General features: G+C 70.1%; 20 protein-coding genes. 9 read left to right on the top strand and 11 right to left on the bottom strand.

Annotated elements, in window-relative coordinates; genetic code table 11:
• The first annotated feature begins 89 nt into the window (after nt 1–89).
• Both DY023_RS14930 and DY023_RS14925 read left to right on the top strand, forming a co-directional pair.
• Nucleotides 90–1,589, top strand: a complete 1,500-nt coding sequence (locus DY023_RS14930; protein ID WP_116243351.1) for a CoA-acylating methylmalonate-semialdehyde dehydrogenase — start codon at nt 90–92, stop codon at nt 1,587–1,589.
• A gap of 28 nt (nt 1,590–1,617) precedes the next feature.
• Nucleotides 1,618–2,970, top strand: coding sequence for an aspartate aminotransferase family protein (locus DY023_RS14925; protein WP_116243139.1), 1,353 nt, complete (start codon nt 1,618–1,620; stop codon nt 2,968–2,970).
• Between the two features lie 61 nt (nt 2,971–3,031).
• Here the strand turns inward: DY023_RS14925 and DY023_RS14920 are convergent, their stop codons facing one another.
• The 6 genes from DY023_RS14920 to DY023_RS14895 form a co-directional block, all read right to left on the bottom strand.
• Nucleotides 3,032–4,687, bottom strand: a complete 1,656-nt coding sequence (locus DY023_RS14920; protein ID WP_116243138.1) for an amidohydrolase — start codon at nt 4,685–4,687, stop codon at nt 3,032–3,034.
• A gap of 1 nt (nt 4,688) precedes the next feature.
• Nucleotides 4,689–5,606, bottom strand: a complete 918-nt coding sequence (locus DY023_RS14915; protein WP_116243137.1) for an ABC transporter permease — start codon at nt 5,604–5,606, stop codon at nt 4,689–4,691.
• Nucleotides 5,603–6,529: an ABC transporter permease gene (locus DY023_RS14910; protein WP_116243136.1), complete on the bottom strand. Its 927-nt coding sequence runs from the start codon at nt 6,527–6,529 to the stop codon at nt 5,603–5,605. The genes DY023_RS14915 and DY023_RS14910 overlap by 4 nt, the downstream gene beginning before the upstream one ends.
• Nucleotides 6,522–7,700 carry a polyamine ABC transporter substrate-binding protein gene (locus DY023_RS14905; RefSeq protein ID WP_181905867.1) on the bottom strand — a complete coding sequence of 393 codons (1,179 nt, stop codon included), beginning with the start codon at nt 7,698–7,700 and terminating at the stop codon, nt 6,522–6,524. Before DY023_RS14905 ends, DY023_RS14910 begins: the two co-directional genes overlap by 8 nt.
• Nucleotides 7,701–7,741: 41 nt before the next feature.
• Nucleotides 7,742–8,872, bottom strand: coding sequence for an ABC transporter ATP-binding protein (locus DY023_RS14900; RefSeq protein WP_116243134.1), 1,131 nt, complete (start codon nt 8,870–8,872; stop codon nt 7,742–7,744).
• A 114-nt stretch (nt 8,873–8,986) separates the two neighbouring features.
• Nucleotides 8,987–9,259: a metal-sensitive transcriptional regulator gene (locus DY023_RS14895; RefSeq protein ID WP_116243133.1), complete on the bottom strand. Its 273-nt coding sequence runs from the start codon at nt 9,257–9,259 to the stop codon at nt 8,987–8,989.
• A gap of 34 nt (nt 9,260–9,293) precedes the next feature.
• On the opposite strand from DY023_RS14895, the gene DY023_RS14890 reads away from it, so the two are divergent.
• From DY023_RS14890 to DY023_RS14875, 4 genes are all read left to right on the top strand, one after another.
• Nucleotides 9,294–10,589 carry a DUF445 domain-containing protein gene (locus tag DY023_RS14890; RefSeq protein ID WP_116243132.1) on the top strand — a complete coding sequence of 432 codons (1,296 nt, stop codon included), beginning with the start codon at nt 9,294–9,296 and terminating at the stop codon, nt 10,587–10,589.
• 33 nt (nt 10,590–10,622) lie between these two features.
• The gene (locus tag DY023_RS14885) at nt 10,623–11,285 is read left to right on the top strand and encodes a hypothetical protein (RefSeq protein ID WP_116243131.1); all 663 of its coding nucleotides are present in this window, start codon (nt 10,623–10,625) and stop codon (nt 11,283–11,285) included.
• Between the two features lie 116 nt (nt 11,286–11,401).
• Nucleotides 11,402–11,704 (top strand): YrdB family protein, encoded by a 303-nt coding sequence (locus DY023_RS14880; RefSeq protein ID WP_181905866.1) that lies wholly within the window; start codon nt 11,402–11,404, stop codon nt 11,702–11,704.
• A gap of 140 nt (nt 11,705–11,844) precedes the next feature.
• On the top strand, nt 11,845–14,214 hold the full coding sequence (locus DY023_RS14875) for a LamG-like jellyroll fold domain-containing protein (RefSeq protein ID WP_116243129.1): 2,370 nt from the start codon (nt 11,845–11,847) through the stop codon (nt 14,212–14,214).
• A 6-nt stretch (nt 14,215–14,220) separates the two neighbouring features.
• Here the strand turns inward: DY023_RS14875 and DY023_RS14870 are convergent, their stop codons facing one another.
• A complete protein-coding gene (locus DY023_RS14870; protein WP_116243128.1) occupies nt 14,221–14,868 on the bottom strand; it encodes an NAD(P)-dependent oxidoreductase in 648 nt (215 codons plus the stop codon).
• Between the two features lie 145 nt (nt 14,869–15,013).
• Between DY023_RS14870 and DY023_RS14865 the strand changes: the two genes are divergently transcribed.
• Both DY023_RS14865 and DY023_RS14860 read left to right on the top strand, forming a co-directional pair.
• Nucleotides 15,014–15,241 carry a hypothetical protein gene (locus tag DY023_RS14865; protein WP_220347334.1) on the top strand — a complete coding sequence of 76 codons (228 nt, stop codon included), beginning with the start codon at nt 15,014–15,016 and terminating at the stop codon, nt 15,239–15,241.
• Between the two features lie 4 nt (nt 15,242–15,245).
• On the top strand, nt 15,246–15,587 hold the full coding sequence (locus DY023_RS14860) for a hypothetical protein (protein ID WP_116243126.1): 342 nt from the start codon (nt 15,246–15,248) through the stop codon (nt 15,585–15,587).
• Nucleotides 15,588–15,620: 33 nt separating this feature from the next.
• Here DY023_RS14860 and DY023_RS14855 read toward each other — a convergent pair whose 3' ends face one another.
• From DY023_RS14855 to hutH, 4 genes are read right to left on the bottom strand one after another with little or no spacing between them, the layout of a single operon-like run.
• Nucleotides 15,621–16,508 (bottom strand): arginase family protein, encoded by an 888-nt coding sequence (locus tag DY023_RS14855; RefSeq protein WP_116243125.1) that lies wholly within the window; start codon nt 16,506–16,508, stop codon nt 15,621–15,623.
• 29 nt (nt 16,509–16,537) lie between these two features.
• On the bottom strand, nt 16,538–17,704 hold the full coding sequence (hutI, locus tag DY023_RS14850; protein ID WP_220347333.1) for an imidazolonepropionase: 1,167 nt from the start codon (nt 17,702–17,704) through the stop codon (nt 16,538–16,540).
• Nucleotides 17,704–19,374, bottom strand: coding sequence for a urocanate hydratase (hutU, locus tag DY023_RS14845; RefSeq protein WP_116243123.1), 1,671 nt, complete (start codon nt 19,372–19,374; stop codon nt 17,704–17,706). The genes hutI and hutU overlap by 1 nt, the downstream gene beginning before the upstream one ends.
• Nucleotides 19,367–20,908 carry a histidine ammonia-lyase gene (gene hutH / locus DY023_RS14840; RefSeq protein ID WP_116243122.1) on the bottom strand — a complete coding sequence of 514 codons (1,542 nt, stop codon included), beginning with the start codon at nt 20,906–20,908 and terminating at the stop codon, nt 19,367–19,369. The genes hutU and hutH overlap by 8 nt, the downstream gene beginning before the upstream one ends.
• Nucleotides 20,909–20,960: 52 nt before the next feature.
• Here hutH and DY023_RS14835 point away from each other — a divergent pair, with 52 nt between their 5' ends.
• On the top strand, nt 20,961–21,734 hold the full coding sequence (locus tag DY023_RS14835; protein ID WP_425453468.1) for an IclR family transcriptional regulator: 774 nt from the start codon (nt 20,961–20,963) through the stop codon (nt 21,732–21,734).
• The last annotated feature ends 105 nt before the right edge of the window (nt 21,735–21,839 follow it).

The raw sequence follows: 21,839 nt of genomic DNA, 5'->3' as shown, positions 1-21,839 counted from the left end.
GCCGCCATGGGCCCCTCCTGATCAGAGTCAGGATAAGGATATCCCGATGCGCGTTCGTGTCGGTCAGAGTGTTCGACCAGGAGATCAAGATGACTCTCATCCCGCACTACATCAACGGCGTCGAAGGCGCCGAGGCGGCCACCACACTGCCCGTCTACAACCCCGCGACCGGCGAGGCGCACCGTCAGGTGGCCGTCGCCACCGCAGAGGAGACCGAGCGCGCGATCGCCGCGGCCAAGGCCGCCCTGCCTGCCTGGCGCGCCACCAGTCTGATCAAGCGCGCCGACGTCTTCTTCCGGCTGCGTCAGATCCTCGCCGACCGCACTCCCGAGCTGGCCGCGATCGTCACCAGCGAGCACGGCAAGGTGCTCTCGGATGCTGCCGGCGAGGTGTCCCGCGGCATCGAGAACGTCGAGTTCGCCGCCGGCCTCGTGCACCTGCTCAAGGGCGAGCGCGCCGAGCAGGTCGCCCGCGGCGTGGACGTGCACTCGGTGAAGCAGCCCGTCGGCGTCGTCGCCTGCATCACGCCGTTCAACTTCCCGGTGATGGTGCCGCTGTGGATGGTCGCCTCGGCGATCGCGTGCGGCAACACCGTCGTGCTCAAGCCCAGTGAGAAGGACCCGTCCGCCGCCATCTGGCTGGCGAAAGCGTTCCAGGAGGCGGGCCTGCCCGACGGCGTGCTGAACGTCATCAACGGCGACAAGACCGCTGTCGACGCCCTGCTGGACTCCCCCGACGTCAAGGCCGTGAGCTTCGTCGGCTCCACCCCGATCGCGAAGTCGATCTACGAGCGCGCGTCCGCGAACGGCAAGCGGGTGCAGGCCCTCGGCGGTGCGAAGAACCACATGGTGGTCATGCCCGACGCTGACATCGACAGCGCAGCGGCCGCCGCCGTCTCTGCCGCCTACGGCTCCGCCGGCGAGCGCTGCATGGCCGTCTCGGTGCTGGTCGCCGTCGGCGACGTCGCAGAGCCCCTCATCGCCTCGATCACCGAGAAGGTCCAGGACCTGCGCATCGGCGACGGCACGGATGCCGCCAGCGAGATGGGCCCGCTGATCACCCGCGAGCACCGCGACCGCGTCGAGTCCTACGTCACGGGCGCCGAGGCCGAGGGCGCCACCGTGCTCATCGACGGCACCCGCCGCATCGCCGCGGGCGAGCGCCTCGACGGCGACGGCTTCTTCACCGGCATCAGCCTGATCGACGACGTCAAGCCCGGCATGAAGCTGTACGAGGACGAGATCTTCGGCCCCGTGCTGTCGGTCGTGCGCGTCGAGACCTACGCCGAGGCCGTCGAGCTCATCAACGCCCACCAGTTCGGCAACGGCACGGCGATCTTCACCCGTGACGGCGGCACCGCACGCCAGTTCGAGTTCGACATCGAGGTCGGCATGGTCGGCATCAACGTGCCGATCCCCGTGCCGGTCGGCGCGTTCTCGTTCGGCGGCTGGAAGGCCTCGCTGTTCGGCGACTCGCACATCTACGGTCCGGAGTCGATCCACTTCTACACCCGCTCCAAGGTGGTCACCACGCGCTGGCCCGACCACACCCCGGCGCAGGTCGACCTCGGCTTCCCGAGCAACCACTGAGTCCTTGAAAGCACTGAGGAGGCAGACCATGACCACGCAGACCGCACAGACCGACGCCCAGGTGCGCGCGGACGACCGCGCCCACGTGTTCCACTCGTGGAGCGCACAGGCGAAGATCGACCCGCTCCCCGTCGCCGGCGGCGAGGGATCGTCGTTCTGGGACTACGAGGGCAACACCTACCTCGATTTCTCCAGTCAGCTGGTGAACCTGAACCTCGGCCACCAGCATCCCGACCTCGTCGCCGCCGTGCAGCAGCAGGCGGGACGGCTGGCCACGATCCAGCCGTCCATGGCGAACGACGTCCGCGGCGAGCTCGCTCGGCTGATCGCCGAGGTGGCACCGGACGGGTTCGAGAAGGTGTTCTTCACCAACGGCGGTGCTGAGGCGAACGAGTACGCCGTGCGCATGGCCCGCCAGTTCACCGGGCGCCGCAAGGTGCTGTCGATGTACCGCAGCTACCACGGCTCCACGGCGACCGCGATCTCGCTCACCGGCGACCCGCGGCGCTGGGCGAACGACATCGGCGACAACGGCACCGTGCGCTTCTTCGGGCCGTACCTGTACCGCTCGGCGTTCCATTCGACGACGATCGAGGAGGAGTCGCAGCGCGCCCTGGAGCACCTGGAGCAGACCATCCTGCTCGAGGGGCCCGGCACGATCGCGGCCATCATCATCGAGACCGTGGTCGGCACCAACGGCGTGCTCGTCCCGCCGCCCGGATACCTCGACGGTGTGCGCGGGCTGTGCGACCGGCACGGCATCGTGTACATCGCCGACGAGGTGATGGTCGGCTTCGGGCGCATCGGCGAGTGGTTCGCCATCGACGCCTTCGACGCGAAGCCCGACCTCATCACCTTCGCGAAGGGCGTGAACTCGGGCTACGTGCCACTCGGCGGCGTGGTGATCTCCGATCGCATCGCGAAGCACTTCGACGACGCGCCGTTCCCCGGCGGTCTGACCTACTCCGGGCATCCGCTGGCCTGTGCGCCGGGCGTCGCGACCTTCGAGGTGTTCCGCCGCGACGGCATCCTGGAGCGCGTGCGCGACCTGGGCAGCCGTGTCGTCGAGCCCGCGCTGCGGGCGATGGCGGAGAAGCATCCGTCGGTCGGCGAGGTGCGCGGCCGCGGCCTGTTCTGGGCGATCGAGCTGGTGCGCGACCGCGAGACCCGCGAGCCGCTGGTGCCGTTCAACGCCGCAGGCGCGGATGCCGCACCGATGGGCGCCTTCGCGGCGGCGGCGAAGGAGGGCGGCGTGTGGCCGTTCCTGCACTTCAACCGCACGCACATCGCCCCGCCGCTGGTGATCTCGGAGGAGGACCTGGTGCGCGGTCTCGGCGTGATCGATGAGGCGCTGGACGTCGCGGACGGATACACCGTCTGACCACGCGAAAGGGTGCGGGCCGGGATCAGTGATCCCGGCCCGCACCCTTTTGTCAAGGACGTCAGGCCGTATACACCCGCTCCCCCTGCACCCAGGTTCCGACCACTCGGGTGTGCCCGATCTCCTCGGCCGGATGCTCGAACGGATCGCGGTCGAGCAGCGCCAGGTCGGCGAGCATCCCGACGGCGATGGTGCCGGTGTCGTCGAGGTGGTTGATCCGCGCGGAACCCGCCGTGTAGGCGGCGAGCGCGGTGCCCAGGTCTATCGCCTGCTCGGGCAGGAACGGCGGGTAGTCGCCCTCCCACTCGCTCGGCGCCGACTGCCGGTTCACCGCGACGTGGATGGCGGCGAGCGGGTCCGGTGTCGACACCGACCAGTCGCTGCCGGCCGCGAGGGTGGCGCCCGAGCGCAGCAGGTCGCCGAACGGGTACTGCCAGGCCGCGCGGGTCTCACCCAGGAACGGGATGGTCAGCTCGACCATCTGCGGCTCCAGCGTGGCCCACAGCATCTGCATGTTCGCCGCCACGTCGAGTGCACGGAACCGCGGGATGTCGTCGGGATGCACGACCTGGATGTGCGAGATGTGATGCCGATTGCCACGCGGCCCGTTCGCGGCGAGCGCCGCTTCGACGGAGTCGAGGCACTCGCGCACCGCACGGTCGCCGATCGCGTGGAAGTGCAGGCCGAAGCCGAGCGCATCCAGCCGCACGGCGGCCTCGTTCAGCACATCGGGAGCGACGAACGAGATGCCGTCGTTGCCCGTCGGATGCCCGTGACCGTCGCAGTACGACTCGAGCATCGACGCGGTGAAGTTCTCCGCGACGCCGTCCTGCATGATCTTCACGTTGCGGGCGCGGAACCGCCCGGCGGTGCCGGCCTCCCGGCGGGCGACGATGTCGTCGATCTGATCGAGCCCGCGCGACCGGTCCCACCACAGCGACCCCACGACCCGGCCGGTGAGCGCGCCGGATGCCCCGGCCGCGAGGTATGCCGGGAGCGGGTCTCCCGCGTCGCCGTACTCCGTGCCGACGATGGCGTCCTGCCACGCGGTGATGCCGAAGGAGTGCAGGTGCTGCTGGCCGAGCAGCAGCGCCTCCACGAGCCGCTCCGGCGGCTCGTCGGGCAGCAGCCGGTTCACCAGGCCCATCGCGCCCTCGTGCAGGGTGCCGCTGGGGTGGCCGTCGGCATCCCGCTCGATCCGGCCGTCGGCGGGGTCGGGGGTGTCCCTGGTGATCCCGGCCAGCGCGAGCGCGCGCGAGTTGACCCAGGCGCCGTGCCCGTCGCGGTTCGGCAGGAACGCGGGGCGGTCCGGCACGACGGTGTCGAGGTCGGCGGCCGTCGGCGTTCCGCCGGGGAACGCCGACATCTGCCACCCGCCGCCGAGTACCCAGGCGTCGTCGGGGTGCTCGACGGCGAACGCGCCGATCCGTGCCAGGTACTCGTCCCTGGTCCCCAGCGCCGCCAGGTCGCAGCGCAGCATGTCCAGCCCGCCCCAGACGGGGTGCACATGCGCGTCCTGGAACCCGGGCACGAGCAGTCGCCCGGCGAGGTCCACCACCTCGGTCCGCGGCCCGATCAGCTCGCTCAGGTCGTGTCCGACCGCGCTGATCCTGCCGGCCGTGACGGCGACGGCCTGTGCTGTGCCGCGTGCGCCGTCCGCGAGGAAGGCCCTGCCCCCGCGTCGACCTCCGGTGAAGACGATGTCCGCGTACGTCATCTCAGCCACCCGCCATCGTCCGGGCGATGTCGGCGGCGGAATCGCCCGCCTTCTTGAGCACGATGGCGACCACCGCGAGCGCGACCAGCGTGAGCACGAGCATGATGGTCGACACGGCAGCGATCTCGGGCCGCAGCCCGGTGCGCACCGAGCCGAGGATGTACACCGGCCACGGCGTCGATCCCGCCACCGAGACGAATGCCGCGATCACGGTGTTGTCCAGGCTGAGCGTGAACGACAGCAGGAAGCCGGCGAGCACCGCGGGCATCGCGAGGGGCAGCGTCACGCGACGGAACGTCGTCAGCGGCCGTGCGTACAGGTCGGCGGATGCCTCTTCCAGCTGCGCGTCCAGGCCGATGAGCCGAGCGCGCACCAGATACGACACGATCGCCACCGAGAACAGCGAGTGGCCCACCACGAGGCGGACGATGCCGTTCGCGAACAGCCCTATGCCCCAGTCCTGACCGAGCGTCACCAGCCAGGGCAGCAGGGCGACCGCGTCGACGATCTCGGGGGTGACGGACACCAGCAGCAGCAGGCCGAGGAACCACCACACCCACTTGCCGGGGTGCCGGGCCATCGCGATGCCGGCGAGCGTTCCGAGCGCGCTCGCCAGCAGAGCGGCGATGAAGCCGGTCTGTACCGACACCAGCACGGCGTCGCGGATCACGCTGTTGGTCACGATCGCGGCGAAGGAGTCGAACCCGAAATCGGTGAACGAGGTGAGCAGCCGCCCGGTGTTGAACGAGTACACTACGACCACGGCGATGGGCAGGAACAGGAACGCCAGCACGGCGACGCCCCAGATCGTGAATCCGCGATCGCCGCGGGAGCGCTGGCGCCGCGGCTTCACGGTGCTGCGCGCGGTGACGATCGTGCGGGTGTCGTCCCCGAGCGGACGGCTGTCGACCGCGGTCATGCGGCACCTCCGGTGGTGGTGACGACGGCGGACGCCGGCGAGGCGGGGGCGGGATCGAGCACGACGCGGTTGCGCAGCCGGAACGGGAGTCCGATCAGCCAGACCAGTGCCAGAGCGACCGCCGCGGTGAGCATGATGATGATGATCAGCGTGACCGCCATCGCCGAGCCGAGTGCCCAGTTCTGAGCTGTCTGGAACTGGATCGCCACCATCTGGCCGATCATGTTGCCCTTCGCCCCGCCCAGGATGGTCGCGGTGATGTAGTCACCCATCAGCGGGATGAACACCAGCAGGATGCCTGCGACCAGACCCGGCTGCGCGATCGGCAGCGTCACCCGCAGGAAGGTCATCCAGCGGTTCGCTCCGAGGTCCTTCGACGCCTCGCGCAGAGACGGCGCGACGCGGTCGAAGGCGACGAACAGCGGAAGGATCATGAGCGGCAGGTAGTTGTAGATCACGCCCAGCAGCACGGCGGGCCGGCTGTAGAGGATCTCGAGCGGCCCGAAGCCGAGGCTCTCGAACACGCCGGAGAGCCAGCCGTTCGGCGCCAGGATGATCTGCCATCCGATCGTGCGCACCAGGAAATTGGTCCAGAACGGCACCATCACCAGGGCGACGAGCAGTCCCCGCCTGGACGGCGGCGCCTTGACCGCCATCCAGTACGCGACCGGTGCTCCGATGGCCAGGCATGCGAGCGTACCGATGATGCCGATCCACAGCGTGTTCTGGAACGTCGCGAAGAACGTCGGCGTGAGCACCTCGAGATAGCGGTCGAACGAGAGGCGGTCGTTCGCGTGCGTGCCGAACAGCCCGGGCTTGTAGCCGAAGCTATACCAGACCACGTACCCGACGGGGATGACGAAGAAGAAGAGCAGCCAGGCCCACGCGGGGAACGCGAGCGCGACTCCGGCCTTCTTAGGCACCCGCCGCCGCCTTCACCTTGTTGTAGATGTCGACGACCCTGGTGAGCGAGTCGTTGACCTCGCCCTCCTCCATGGTCTCGATCTGCTCGGGGGTGAAGAACACCAGGTCGAGCATCACGAGCCCCGCATCCCTGGCCGCCTGCTCGATGCCTGCGACGCCGGTGTGATAGCCGATGTAGTCGAGTTCCTGCAGTGACACCTCGGGGTCGAGCACGTAGTCGATGAACGCGTGCGCGGCCTCGGGGTGCGGAGCGCCCACGGGGATCGCCCAGTTGTCCATCCAGATCTCGGTCTTCGGGCCGCCGAAGACCCACTGCCAGCGGTCCGGCTCCTCGCTCTCCATCAGCGCGAGACGGACGTCGCCGTTGTACGCCTGCATCAGCACGTGGGAGGCCTGCTGGATCGCTCCGCCGCCCGGGTAGGAGTCGAAGGCTTCGATGTGCGGTGCGAGGGTGTTGACCAGGAAGTCCTCGGCGGCATCGAGGTCGGCCGTGTCCTGCGTCGTCCACGGGATGCCGTTGGCCCAGAAGTACACGCCGGTGAGCTCGCTGGCATCGTCGAGCATCGAGGTCTTGCCGCTCGCCTCGTTCTGCGCCGCGTCGAGGAAGTCCGCCCAGCCCGTCAGCTCGCGCGTGATGACGGTCTTGTCGTAGACGAAGCCCGTGGTACCCCAGGCCTTGCAGATGGAGTACTCGTTGTCGGGGTCCCAGCCGCGGCCGGAGAACGCCGGGTCGACGTTCTTCAGGTTCGGGATGAGGTCGTGGTTGAGCTTCTGCAGCAGCCCGTTCTGCACCATCTGCGGGATGTAGACGCCCGTCGGCACGACGATGTCGTAGCCCGCGCTGCCCTTGGCCGCGGTGAGCTTCGCGATCATCTCCTCATTCGAGTTGAACGAGGACAGCTCGATCTTCGGGCCCTGCTCCTTCGTGAACGCCTCGAGCACGTCGGGGCTGTCGTAGTCGCCCCAGGTGTACACGGACAGGTCGCTCTCGAGCGCGCCTCCGGTGGCGCCCGGCGCGGGCGAGCCGCCGCCTCCGGGCGAGCATGCGGTGAGGAGCGCGGCGGCGCCGGCGGCGGCTGCCACGCTGAGGAAGCCGCGGCGGGACAGCTCGCGGCGGATGACGGGAACGGCTTCGCTGCTGGCGAGGATGCGGATCGGGGTCTCGGACATCATTGTCTCCAGGTCGGGTGGGTGGACGGGTTCCGGAAGGGTCAGGCGGGAGGGGCGACGTAACCGCCGTCGGCGGCGGCGTCGTCCGCCGGGAAGAGCAGCACGTTCGCGGCTTCCCACGAGCACAGCACTGCGTCGCCGACGGTCAGGGAGGGCGCCTCCGGCGTGGGGCGCCGGGCGATGAGGCTGGTGTCGTCGCCGACGCGCACCAGGTACTGCATGGTCTCGCCGAGGTGGGCGACGCCGAGCAGCGTCCCGCGCACGCTGTTGACAGGGGCCGTGCTCGCGGCATCCTGCTCGGCGGCGATGCGCACGAACTCGGGCCGCACGGCGGCCTGGCCGCGGGCGACACCGGCGAGATCGGCGGTTGCGCCCCGGATCAGGCCCTCGGGCGTCTCGACGGCCGTGCCGCCCTCGGCGACCGGGCCGGTGAAGAAGTTCTGCTGGCCGACGAACGCGGCGACGTAGGCGGATGCCGGGCGCGAGTAGATCGTGTCCGGGTCGGCGATCTGCTCGACGACTCCGTGCCTCATGATCGCGATGCGGTCGCTCATCGACAGCGCCTCGCCCTGGTCGTGAGTGACGAACACGAATGTGATTCCCAGGCGGGACTGGAGCAGTTTGAGTTCGAGCTGCATCTCCTCGCGCAGCTGCCGGTCGAGGGCGCCGAGGGGCTCGTCGAGCAGCAAAACCGCGGGGCGGTTGACCAGCGCGCGGGACAGCGCGATGCGCTGCTGCTGGCCGCCGGAGAGCTGGGTGGGCCTGCGGTCGGCGAGATGGCGCATCTGCACGAGGTCGAGGGCCTCGGCGACCCTGGTGCGGATCTCGGCCTTCGGCGTCCTGCGCTGCTGCAGGCCGTAGGCGACGTTCTCGGCGACCGTCATGTGCGGGAACAGCGCGTATGCCTGGAAGACCGTGTTCACCTCGCGCTTGTACGGCGGCTCGCCGAGGACACTCCGTCCGGAGATGCGGATGTCGCCCTCGTCGGGGTGCTCGAAGCCCGCGATCATCCGCAGTGTGGTCGTCTTGCCGCATCCCGAGGGACCCAGCAGCGAGAGGAACTCGCCCTGCCTGATCTGCAGTGTCAGGTCGTCGACCGCGGTCGCGTCACCGTAGCGCTTCGTGATACCGGCGATGTCAACGCCGCCGGCGGTGGCCAGGGTCTCAGCCATTCATCCTCCTCATCGAGAATCTCGGTCGAAGGAGTCTTGCACACCTGGTGGCGCAACGGAAGCGGAAACAGTTGCGAAACAGTCTCAAAGCGACGATATCCGTCGCTTCACGCCTTACTTGCTATGGAAGTCGAATGCCTTCAGCAGTTCGTCGACGGCCTGCTCCCGCTGGTCGCCGCCCTCCTCGAACATGTGCGTCACGTGGGTGCGCAAGTGGTTCTCGAGCAGCAGGCGGTTCAGCGACTCGAGGGAGCGCTGCACGGCGCGCGACTGCGTGATGATGTCCATGCAGTACTCGTCGTTCTCGATCATCCGCGCGATACCGCGCAGCTGACCTTCGAGGATGCTGGTGCGGTGCAGAGCACGCTTCTTGATGTCTTCGATCACAGATCGAGGGTACCCGGCGTGGCAGGATGAGGGCATGTCGCGTACCCCGATGGCGCTGCTGTCCGCCGCCGATCAGGAGCGGCTGCGCGGGCTGCGGACCATGAAGGCCGTCGCGCTCGGCGCACTGCTGTTCATGGCGGTCGCGTTCGTGATCGCCTTCGCGCTCGAGGACCGCCAGCCGTGGCTCGCCTACGTGCGCGCCGCGGCCGAGGGCGGGATGGTCGGTGCGCTCGCGGACTGGTTCGCGGTGACGGCGCTGTTCCGGCATCCGCTCGGCCTGCCGATCCCGCACACCGCGATCATCCCCAACCGCAAGGACGAGATCGGGCGCAGCCTGGGCGAGTTCGTCGAGACCAACTTCCTCTCCGCCGAGGTCGTGCGCACCAAGCTGGAGCAGACCCGGGTCGCGAAGCGGCTCGGTGAGTGGCTCAGCGACCCTTCGACAGGCTCAGGGACCCAGACTCATGCCGAGCGGGTCGCGGCCGAGGGTGCGACGATCGCGACCGCCGTCCTGCACGCGCTCAGCGACGACGACGTGCGCGACGTGATCGCTGACCTCGCCCGCCAGCACCTGGTCGACCCGGAGTGGGGCCCGCCGGCCGGCGCGTGGCTGGAGCGCATCGTGGACGCCGGCGCGCACCACGGCGCCGTCGACCTGGCCGTGGACAGCATCGTGACCTGGTTGGATGCGAACGCGCAGGCGTTCCGCGGGCTGGTGTCGCGGCGCCTGCCGTCGTGGGTGCCGTCGATCGGGCATCGGATGGTGGACGAGACGGTGTACCGGGAGGCGGTGAAGTTCGCGCACGCCGTGCAGGCAGATCCGCGGCATCCGGCGAGGGTCGCGATCGACGGCTACCTCGAGCGCCTCGCCGATCGGCTGCAGCACGACCCGTCGATGCGGGCGAGACTCGAGAACGCGAAGAGCGGGCTGTTCGACAGCCCGCGCGTCGCGGCGCTGGCCGCCGAGGCGTGGCAGGCGGCGAAGACCGGCCTGATCCGCTCGCTCGAGGACCCGCACAGCGGACTGCGCACCAGGGCCGCGTCGGCCATCGCCGACATCGGCACGCGGCTCACGACGGATGCTGCGCTGCAGCGCCGCGTGGACGGCTGGGTGACGGATGCCGCGGTCTTCGCCGTCGATCGCTACCGTCACGACATCGCGTCGATCATCACCGACACCATCGAGCGCTGGGATCCCGCCGAGACCACGGAGAAGATCGAGCTCATGGTGGGGCGCGACCTGCAGTACATCCGCCTGAACGGAACCGTCGTGGGCGCCCTCGCGGGTCTCGCGATCTTCGCCGTCGCGCATGCGCTGATCCCGGTGTGACGGGGCGGCGTGCCCGTCCCCTAGGATGATGCCATGACTGACCTCGCACGCCCTGAGACCTGGACCGAGCGCTACCGGCTCGTGACCGATCCGTCGACGCAGAAGTCCCTCGGGTCCAAGGGCATCATCATCGCGCTCATCTCGATCGTCGGTGTCGGGATCGGCGTCGCGCTCATCGCCCTCGGGCGCCCGATCCTCGGCTGGATCGTCGTGGCCCTCGGCGTGATCGGCGCGCTGGTGTGGTCTCTGATCGCGCTCAACTCGAAAGCCGCGGCGAAGATGACCGGCGATGACCTCATCGAGATCGTGGTGGCCGACGAGGGCCTGCTCGTACAGGGCGGTCTCCCCGTCCTGTGGTCGGAAGTCGCGCGCATCAACTATCTGTGGAGCGCTGCCCCCTCGTTCACGGGCGGCCTCGCCGGAGTGGCCGCCAACGCCGCGGGCAAGGCCATGGACTCCGCCGGCGTGGACCGATCCAAGAAGTCCGTCACGATCTCGCTGAAGGATTACGACGCCGTCAAGGCACGGGCGACCACCAAGGCGCGGAAGATGGTGCTCTACGGGCCGATGCTCGGCGACCCCGCGACGGTGATGGTCGGCCTCATGGGCCGCAGCGATGCGGAGATGCAGCAGCTGCTGCAGCTGCTGCACGCCGCCGGTGCCCAGCATGGATTCGCGCTCACCCGCGACAGCTGAGCAGCGGCGCCCTTGACGCTGCCCTTCTCGCGCGGTCTCGCCGCGGCCCGCACCGACATATGACCGGCGGAGACGCGTTCACAGACGGGGGTCCCGGCCTTCGAACCGCGCTCGTCGTGCGCTTCCTTCTGGAGCTCGCACTGCTCGCCGGCGCGGCCGTCACCGTCTGGCGTCTGGCACCGGGCGTCTGGGCGTGGGTGCTCGCGCCCACCGCGGTCGTGATGGTGACTCTCATCTGGGGGACGTTCCTCTCACCCAAGGCACGACTCGTGATCCCGGTCGCTGCGCGCATCATCCTCGAGGCCGTGCTCTTCGGCGCTGTCGGCGTGGCTCTGTGGACGACCGGACTCGGCGGCGCAGGGATCGCGCTGTGGGGCGCCTGGGCCCTCGACCGGATCGCGATAACCGTCCTGCGCTGATCGTTCAGACCGCGTCCCGAGTCGCCATTCAACTCCGGGATTTCTCTACATCGTTGCACAACGGTTCTACATCGTTGTAGATTGCCGCTGACGCCGACACCGGCATCCGCAGCATCCGTCCGACGATGAACAGGATCCCCATGCCCAGACGCACGACCCGCGCCGTTCTGGCGCTGACCGCGGCCGCCTCGGTCGCCGCAGCGCTTCTGATCGCGCCGCCCGCCTTCGGCGGCGCCGAGCAGACACCCCCACCTCCGCAGTTCCAGGACGTCAGCGTGCACGATCCGTCTATCGTCGCCTCCGGCGACGACATCTGGGTATTCGGCTCGCACGGCGCCTCCGCCCGTACGACCGATCTGATGAACTGGGAGCAGTACACCGTCGACCTGTCGCAGAACGCCGACAACGCGCTCTTCGACGACGTCCGCACGGAGCTCGCCGACACCTTCGCCTGGGCCCGGACCAGTACGCTCTGGGCGGCGGACGTGATCCAGCTGCCGGATGGCCGCTTCGCGATGTACTACAACGCCTGCGAGGGCAGCCGGCCGCTGTCCGCCCTGGGGTTGGCGACCTCCGACTCCGTGGACGGGCCGTATGAGAACCAGGGCATCCTGCTCAAGTCCGGCATGACCGGGGAGTCCGAGAATCCCGGCGAGATCTACGACGCCAGGAAGCACCCCAACACCGTCGACCCCGATGCCTTCTACGACGCCGACGGGAAGCTCTGGATGGTCTACGGCTCGTACTCCGGCGGGATCTTCCTGCTCGAGATGGATGCCGCGACCGGCACGCCGCTCCCCGGCCAGGGCTACGGCACCCACCTGGTCGGCGGCAACCACAGCCGTATCGAGGGTCCGACCATCCAGTACGACGCCCAGACCGGCTACTACTACCTGTACCTGTCGTTCGGCGGGCTGGACGCCGCGGGCGGCTACGACGTGCGCGTGGCCCGGTCGAAGAACGTCGCAGGCCCGTACCTCGACGCGCAGGGCAACGACATGCGCGAGGTGAAGGCCGACCCGTCGCTGCCGATCTTCGACGACGCCTCGGTGCAGCCGTTCGGTGTCAAGCTGATGGGCGGGCACCTGTTCGGCCGCGAGCTCGGAGACCCCGGTACGGGCGCAGGCACCGGGTACGTCTCCCCCGGCCACACCTCCTGGTACGTCGATGACGCCGGACGGAGATTCATGGTGTTCCACTCCCGTTTCCCCGGAACCGGCGAGATGCACCAGGTGCGCGTGCATCAGATGTGGATGAACGCCGACGGATGGCCCGTGGTCTCGCCCATGCGCTATGCCGGCGAGACCGCCGGCAAGGTGAGGCGTGCCGATGTGGCCGGAACCTGGCAGCTCGTCAACCTCGGCAAGGAGATCACCGCCGCGGCGGCGCAGGCGGCGCCCGTCACCCTCGACACCACCGGCCGGATCACGGGATCCGTCCGTGGCAGCTGGAAGCTCACCGGGCAGCACACCGCGACACTGTCGATCGACGGCGAACGCTACGTCGGTGTGTTCGCACCGATCTGGGACCCCGACCTGAAGGCATGGTCCACCGGCCTCACCGCGGTCTCCGCATCGGGGGTCACCGTGTGGGCGCGACGCAGCGTCGAGCGCAGCGGACAGACCGCGGTCGATGCGGTCCTCGCGGACATCGCGCTGAGCGGCACCGCCGCCGTCGACCTCGATCTGCCGACCTCCGGCACCGGCGGCACGACGATCGCGTGGTCCTCCGACGATGCGGCGATCGCCGCAGACGGCACGGTGACCCGGCCCGAGGTCGGCGAACCCGACGCCCATGTCACCCTGAGCGCCACGGCCACCAACGGCACGGCGACAGGCACCCGCGTGTTCGAGGTCGTCGTGCCGGCCCGCACGGCGGGTGTGATCGCCGGCGAGTGGACCTTCGCGGGCGATCTCTCGGACTCCTCGGGCTCAGCCGGCACCGGCATCCCGACGGGGGCACGTGTCGATGCGGCGGGCGGCACCGTGTCCTACGTCGCCGACGGTGTGTCCGGCTCGGCGCTGCATCTCGACGGCAGCACCGGGGTGCGCCTTCCCGACGGCCTGCTGCGCGGCAGATCGTACTCGGTGAGCGTCTGGCTGCGCCCGGATCAGCTCACCGCCTACACCTCGGCGTTCTTCGCCGCACGCGACGCGGATCACTGGGTCAGCCTGGTGCCGCGCGGGCACAGCGGGGTCGGCGGCTCGGCCATGGTGTGGTCGGGCACGGCCTGGTACGACGCCGGCACCGGCGCAGACCTTCCGCTGGACGACTGGTCGCACCTCGCCTACGTCGTCGACGACGGCTCGGTCACGGTCTACGTCGACGGCGAGCGCCGCTTCCAGGGAACGGGATTCCCCGACGTGCTGACGACGGACTCCGGCCTCTTCGCGGTCGGCGTGAACTGGTGGGATGCCCCGTACCAGGGCGACGTGGACGAGCTGACCGTGTGGAACTCGGCGCTGTCGCCGCAGGACGTCGCCGAGCTGGCAGCGGCACCGACGCGCTGAGCGCGCTCAATGACCGGCGAGCGCCTCAGCGATGGGGCGCTCGCCGTCGTTGAAGCGGATCGTCCGGTGGATCGTCGCGGGCTCGATGAGGGTCTGCGCGACGACCTGTGCGACATTCGCCCTGGACACCTCGCCGGAGACCGGCGGCTCGACGTCGATGCGACCGGTTCCCTCCCCGGCGGTGAGGCGGCTCGGTCCGAGCACGGTCCAGTCGAGCGCGGTCGCGCGCAGATACTCGTCCGCCGCAGCCTTCGCCTCGGCGTACGCGTGGAAGGAGTCGGTCGCAGGGACACCGTGCTCCGGAGTGGAGCCGAAGTAGGACACCATCACGTAGCGACGCGTCCCGGCATCCTTCGCCGCGTCCATCGACCGCACGGCGGCCTCGAAGTCGACGGCGTGCGTGCGCGCCGGGTCACCGCCGCCTGCTCCCGCCGACCAGACCACGGCGTCGTGCCCGGTGACCAGACGCGCGAGCGCCGGACGATCCTCGTGCTCGACGTCGAACGCCACGGGATCCGCGCCCGTGATGCGCACCTCGGCCGCATGCGCCGGATTGCGGATGACCGCGGTCACCTCGTCACCACGCGAGACGAGAAGCGGAGCGAGCAGCAGCGCGACCTTTCCGTGGCCGCCGACGATCAGGATCCGAGCCATGGCGCCCACGCTACTCGTCCGGAGGAGCGGCGTCACCGGCCACCGAGGATACGCCGCCCGGCCGCCGGACGCCACCCCCTGCACGGAACCCGATGCGGGACCGACGCTGAGTGGTCACGGAAGACGAGAGAAGGAGATGGACGACATGCCCGAGAGCACGATGAAGGACAAGAACTACAACCTCGTCTGCGTGCTGGAGGCGTCGCTGCGCAACGCCTGGACCATGCAGACCTACATCGAGGACGCGGAGTTCGCCGAGGACGCGGAGCTGGCCGAATGGTTCCGCAAGATCCAGCACAACAGCCTCAAGGCCGGGGAGCAGGGCAAGCGGATGCTGCGCGACCGGCTCGCCGAGCCGGGAGAAGAGCGCTGATGCCGTGACCGAGGACCAGGAGGCCGACCCCACGCTGGTGCGCAACCAGCCGGCGCTCCGTACGTCGAGCGGCCGGATCTGGCTCGTCGCCGGAGGGGTCTTCCTCGTCCTGTGCGCGATCCCGCTCACGCTGGTCCTGATGTCACCGGGCGCCGCGCGACCGATGGCCTGGATCACGCTGATCGCGACGATGCTGCTCTACGCCGGAATGATCGCCGTGCGCCTCGGCGCAGCCGACCACGCCCGGCGGCTGCGGTGGCTGGCCGTGCTGATGCTCGGCATGGCCGTCGTGGCATTGGCCGGGCTGACGGTGTGCACCATGATCGCCTGGTCGCGGGTCCCCTGACCCGCCGCAGGACGACGCCCCGAAGCGGGCGGCTCAGCGCGAGGCGAGACCCGCGAGCAGTTCGAGCACGCACAGCGCCGCGAGGCGCACGGTCCTGGCATCCTCGGTGTCCGCCGTCGCATCGACCTCGGCGATGTCCGCGCTGACCACTCGCCGATCGGCGGCGATGCGGCGCGTCAGCGCACGCAGCTCCCACGCCGCGAGTCCACCCGGGACGCTCGCCGGGCATCCGGGAGCGACGGAGCGGTCGCACACGTCCACGTCGATGTCGAAGTGGATCCGCGACCCGGCTCCCGCGATCTCGAGGGCCTCGGAGGCGACGTCCTCGATCCCGCGCCGGCGCAGCTCGTCGAGGGTGATCACGCGGATCCCCCAGTCCGCCGCGCGCTGGGCATAGGCGGCCGAGTTCGCGAAGTCGGCGATGCCGATCTGCACGATCCTGCGCGGGTCGATCGGCTCCGGGGCATCCTCGACCAGACGGCGTACCGGCGATCCGTTGGACACCCCGTCGCGCAGGTCGAAATGCGCATCGATCGTGATGAGGCCGTCCGCACGCGATCCACGGGCTGCGGCATAGGTCACCGAGTTGTCACCGCCGATCGCGATGGTGAGATCGGCGGCCGCGGCGATCCCCGCGACGCGCGCCACCGCGCGCTCGACTCCCTCGTCACCGTCGGGCTCGGTCACGTCGCCGGCATCCGCGATGCGCAGCGCAGCGTTCAGGTCGAGCGGTGGGCTCGTCATCAGGGTCGCGCTGTAGCGCTGCAGCGCCTCGCGCACCGCGGACGGCGTGGCGTGCGCACCGGTGGGCGAGAGCGAAGAGCGCCACGCGGGGATGCCGAGAAGCACGGCATCGGCCGCGCCGTCGAACGCGGGCCAGCCTCCCGCGCGGGGCCAGAGGTCGTCGTGCGACAGTGCCATGTGTTCTCCTCCGCTTCCGGGCCGGACGCTCAGAGCGCCGCGACCCCGTCCTTCCAGACCTGCTTCACCAGGGGCACGCCGGGCCGGTAGGCCAGGTGCACGCGGGTCGGGGCGTCGAGCAGCACGACGTCGGCGCGCTTGCCGGGCGCGATCACCCCGACGTCCTCGCGCTGCAGGGCCGCCGCTCCCCCGGCGGTGGCCGCCCAGACCGCCTCGGCCACCGTCATCCGCATGTCGCGCACGGCTACGGCGATGCAGAACGGCATCGAACTCGTGAAGCTCGACCCCGGGTTGGTGTCGCAGGCGATCGCGACTGTCACACCGGCGTCGATCAGCCGGCGCGCGTCGGGATAGGGCTGCCGCGTGGAGAACTCCACGCCGGGCAGCAGCGTGAGCACGGTGTCCGACGCGGCGAGCGCTGCGATGTCGTCATCGGTCAGGTAGGTGCCGTGGTCGACGGATGCCGCGCCCAGCTCGACGGCCAGTCGGACGCCGTCGCCCGGGCCGAGCTGGCTGGCGTGCACGCGCGGCTTCAGGCCGCGGGCGATGCCGGCTTCGAGCACCCGCCGGGACTGCGGGACGGTGAAGGCACCGGTCTCGCAGAACACGTCGATCCATCGGGAGTGAGGCGCACAGGCATCCAGCATCTCCCCCACCACCAGGTCGACGTACTCGTCGCCCCGGTCGGCGTACTCGGCGGGCACGACGTGCGCGCCGAGGTAGGTGACCTCTTCGGTCACCTCGGATGCCAGGCGCACGAGGCGCTCCTCGGTGGCGACGTCGAGACCGTAGCCACTCTTGATCTCGACGGTCGTGGTGCCCTGAGCGAGCAGCTCCGCGATGAAGCCGCGCAGCCGCGCGCGCAGCTCGTCGTCCGTGGCGCCGCGGGTGGCTGCCACCGTCGAGCGAATGCCGCCGGCGGCATACTTCTGGCCGGCCATCCGCGCCTCGAACTCCGCGGCTCGATCGCCGCCGAACACCAGGTGGCTGTGACTGTCCACGAAGCCCGGGATGACGGCACGGCCGCCGGCGTCGACGAACTCATCCGCGTGGGCGGGGGCATCCCCCGAGGCCCCCACCCACGCGATCCTGCCGTCCTCGATGAGCACCGCGGCGTCGTGCAGGGTGCCGAGGCGGTCGTCCGGGGAGCCGGCGTTGGTCGTCAGCTCCCCGATGTTCGTGATGAGCGTCGACATCACAGCCCCATCGGCACCTTGAGGCCGCGCTCGCGGGCGATGTCCTTCGCGTGGTCGTAGCCGGCGTCGACGTGACGCATGACTCCGGTGCCGGGGTCGTTCGTCAGCACGCGCTCCAGCTTCTCGGCCGCCAGCTCGGACCCGTCTGCGACGGTCACCTGACCGGCGTGGATGGAGCGGCCGATGCCGACGCCGCCACCGTGGTGCAGCGACACCCAGCTGGCGCCGGAGGCGGTGTTGAGCAGCGCGTTCAGCAGCGGCCAGTCGGCGATCGCGTCGGAGCCGTCCTTCATCGCCTCGGTCTCGCGGTAAGGGCTCGCGACGGAGCCCGAGTCCAGGTGGTCGCGGCCGATGACGATCGGCGCGGACAGCTCGCCGGAGGCGACCATCTCGTTGAACTTCAGGCCCGCCAGGTGGCGCTCCTTGTATCCGAGCCAGCAGATGCGGGCGGGGAGGCCCTCGAAGTGCACCTTCTCGCCGGCCTTCTCGAGCCAGCGGTGCAGCGCCTTGTCCTCGGGGAACAGCTCGGCGATGGCACGGTCGGTCTTGTAGATGTCCTCCGGGTTCCCGGAGAGCGCTGCCCAGCGGAACGGGCCACGGCCCTCTTCGAACTGCGGCCGGATGTACGCCGGCACGAAGCCCGGGAACTCGAAGGCACGGTCGAAGCCGCCGAGCACCGCTTCGGCGCGGATCGAGTTGCCGTAGTCGAACACGGCGGCGCCGGCATCCTGGAACGCGACCATCGCGGCGACGTGCGCGGCCATCGACTCGCGCGAGCGACGGGTGAACTCCTCCGCATCGCGCTCGGCCTCGGCCTTCCAGTCTGCGACGGAGACACCGATCGGCAGGTAGGCGAGCGGGTCATGTGCGCTGGTCTGGTCGGTGACGATGTCGATCGGCACACCGCGGCGCAGCAGCTCGGGGAAGACCTCGGCTGCGTTGCCCACGATGCCGACCGAGAGCGCCTCGCCGGCCTCCTTCGCGGCAACCGCGCGGGCGATCGCCTCGTCGAGGTCGGTGTAGTACACGTCGAGGTAGCCGTGGTCGACACGCCGCGACAGGCGGGTCTCGTCGACGTCGACGATGAGGCAGGCGCCCTCGTTGAGCGTCACGGCGAGCGGCTGCGCGCCGCCCATGCCGCCCGCGCCACCGGTGAGCGAGAGGGTTCCCTTGAGCGAGTCCTTACCGAGCGAGCGTGCGACGGCGGCGAAGGTCTCGTAGGTGCCCTGCAGGATGCCCTGCGAGCCGATGTAGATCCAGGATCCTGCGGTCATCTGGCCGTACATCATCAGGCCCTCGGCCTCGAGCTTGCGGAACTCCGGCCAGGTGGCCCAGTCGCCCACCAGGTTGGAGTTGGCGATGAGCACGCGCGGCGCCCACTCGTGGGTGCGGAACACGCCGACCGGCTTGCCGGACTGCACCAGCAGGGTCTCGTCGGCCTCGAGCTCGTCGAGGGTGCGCACGATCGCGTCGTACGCCTCCCAGGAGCGGGCCGCGCGGCCGGTGCCGCCGTAGACGACGAGGTCCTCGGGGTGCTCGGCGACCTCGGCGTCGAGGTTGTTCATCAGCATCCGCTTGGCGGCCTCTGCGCCCCAGCTCTTCGCGGTGCGCTCGTTGCCGCGCGGGGCGCGGATGGTGCGGGTCGGGTCGTGCAGGGTGGCGTCAGACATTCGCGTTCTCCTTGGCGGTGCGGGCGACGGCGCCCGAGATGACGAGTTCGAAGACGGCTTCCATCTCGGGCGAGAGGAAGCGGTCGGGGCCGGGACCGCCGGCGACGGTGCGGACCAGGTCGCGCACCGCGCCGGTGGCGGGTCCGGCGACGAGCGGCGCACGCAGGTCGAGCGCCCGGGCGCCGGTGAGAATCTCGATGGCGAGCACGCGGGCCAGCCCGTCGATCGCGCGACGCAGCTTGCGGGCGGCGGCCCAGCCCATCGAGACGTGGTCCTCCTGCATGGCCGACGACGGAATCGAGTCGACGGATGCGGGGGCGGCGAGACGCTTCAGCTCGGACACGATGCCGGCTGCAGCGTACTGCGCGATCATCAGGCCGGAGTCGACGCCCACCTCGGAGGCGAGGAACGGCGGCAGTCCGTGGCTGCGCGCCGGGTCGAGCGCGCGGTCGGTGCGGCGCTCCGAGACGGATGCCACGTCGGCGACCGAGATCGCGAGGAAGTCGAGCACCACGGCGACCGGTGCGCCGTGGAAGTTGCCGTTGGACTCGATGCGCCCGTCCAGGGTGACGACGGGGTTGTCGACGACCGAGGCGAGCTCACGCTCGGCGATCATCGTGGCGTGCGCCATGGTGTCGCGTGCGGCGCCGTGGACCTGCGGCGAGCAGCGCAGCGAGTAGGCGTCCTGCACCCGGCCGTCGTCGGGTCCCTTGTGGCTGGCGACCATGGGAGAGTTGCCGAGGAACGCGCGCAGGTTGGCCGCGGATGCCGCCTGTCCCACCTGCGGGCGGAGGGCCATGAGGTCTTCCGCGAAGACGGCGTCGGTGCCGAGCTGGGACTCGATCGACATCGCGGCCGAGAGGTCCGCGGTCGTGACCAGCATCTCGAGGTCGTGCAGGGCCAGCACGAGCATCCCGAGCATGCCGTCGGTGCCATTGATGAGGGCGAGGCCCTCCTTCTCCTCCAGCACGAGCGGCGCGATGCCGGCGGCGGCGAGGGCGTCCGCGGCCGGGACGAGGTCGCCGTCGGAGTTGCGCACCTCTCCCTCGCCCATGGCGGCCAGGGCGACGTGCGCGAGGGGCGCGAGGTCGCCGGAGCAGCCCAGCGATCCGTACTCGCGGACCAGCGGGGTGATGCCGGCGTTGAGCATGGCGGCATAGGTCTCGACGACGACGGGGCGTACGCCGGTACGACCCGATGCCAGGGTCTGCAGACGCAGCAGCTGCAGCGCGCGCACGACCTCGGTCTCGACCTCGGGGCCCGTCCCCGCCGCGTGCGAGCGGATCAGGCTGACCTGCAGCTGACGGCGGCGATCAGGCGCGATGAAGGTGGTGGCCAGAGCACCGAACCCGGTGGAGACGCCGTAGTGCGGCACCGGGTCGGCGGCCATGGCGTCGATGACACGACGCGAGTCGGCCACCCGACCGAGCGCGCCCTGGTCGATGACGACGGGGGCGTGATGACGGGCGATGGCGACGACGTCAGCCGGCGCGAGAGGGGCGGCGCCGACGACGACCGAGGAGTTCTGAGGCATAAGACGATTCCACACCCCCTCTCCCCCGCGTAACAGGGGGATGTGACATCCTTTGTCTGTGATCTCAGACGAAGTGGATCGACGTCCTCAGGTGCCCGCGGCCGACCAGACCCTGCGCATCCTGCGGCACCTGGCCCGCAGACCGGCGCCGATCGCGGCATCCGCCCTGGCACGGGATCTCGATATCCCGCGCTCAACCGTCTATCACCTGCTGGCGACGCTCGAAGAGCACGGCTTCGTCGTCCATCTCGCGCAGGACCGGCGGTGGGGCCTCGGCACGTCCGCGTTCGAGCTGGCCGGCGGATACGCCAGGCAGGAGCCCCTCGCGCGTCTGGGGCGGCCGCTGGTCGCAGGACTCGCGGACAGACTCGGCGAGAGCGCACACCTCGCCGTGATGAGCGGACGCGACGTGCTCTACATCGTCGAGGAGCGCGCGGTGCGACGGCCGGCTCTGGTGACGGATGTCGGCGTACGGCTGCCCGCACACCTCACGGCCACCGGGCGCGCGATGCTCGCCGCGCTGCCGAAGGTACAGGTGCGCGCGCTGTACCCGGATGCTTCGTCGTTCACCGAGCGCACAGGCCGGGGTCCAAGGAAGCCCTCCGAGCTTCGCGAGTTGCTCCGGATGGTCCGTCAGAGCGGTGTGGCCACCGAAGACGGCGAGATCACCGAGGGTTTCCGATCGGTCGCCGCTGCCGTCACGGATCACGCCGGCTGGCCGGCCGCGGCGATCGCCGTGACGTGGACGGACACTGCGGTCGACGCCGGCCGCACCGCCGATGCGGTCGTGGAAGCGGCGGAGGTGTTGTCACAGCGGGTGCGTTGAAAGGGCGTGTTAACGCGAAAGAGCCACCCAGCTTTGGGTGGCTCTTTCGTTTAGAAGGAGTTCGGCGGTGTCCTACTCTCCCACAGGGTCCCCCCTGCAGTACCA

This window comes from Microbacterium bovistercoris (assembly GCF_003387575.1).
In the GTDB taxonomy this organism is placed as follows: Bacteria; Actinomycetota; Actinomycetes; order Actinomycetales; family Microbacteriaceae; genus Microbacterium; species Microbacterium bovistercoris.
The sequence above is the reverse complement of the archived record's forward strand: the minus strand, read 5'-3'. Positions and strand labels throughout refer to the sequence as shown.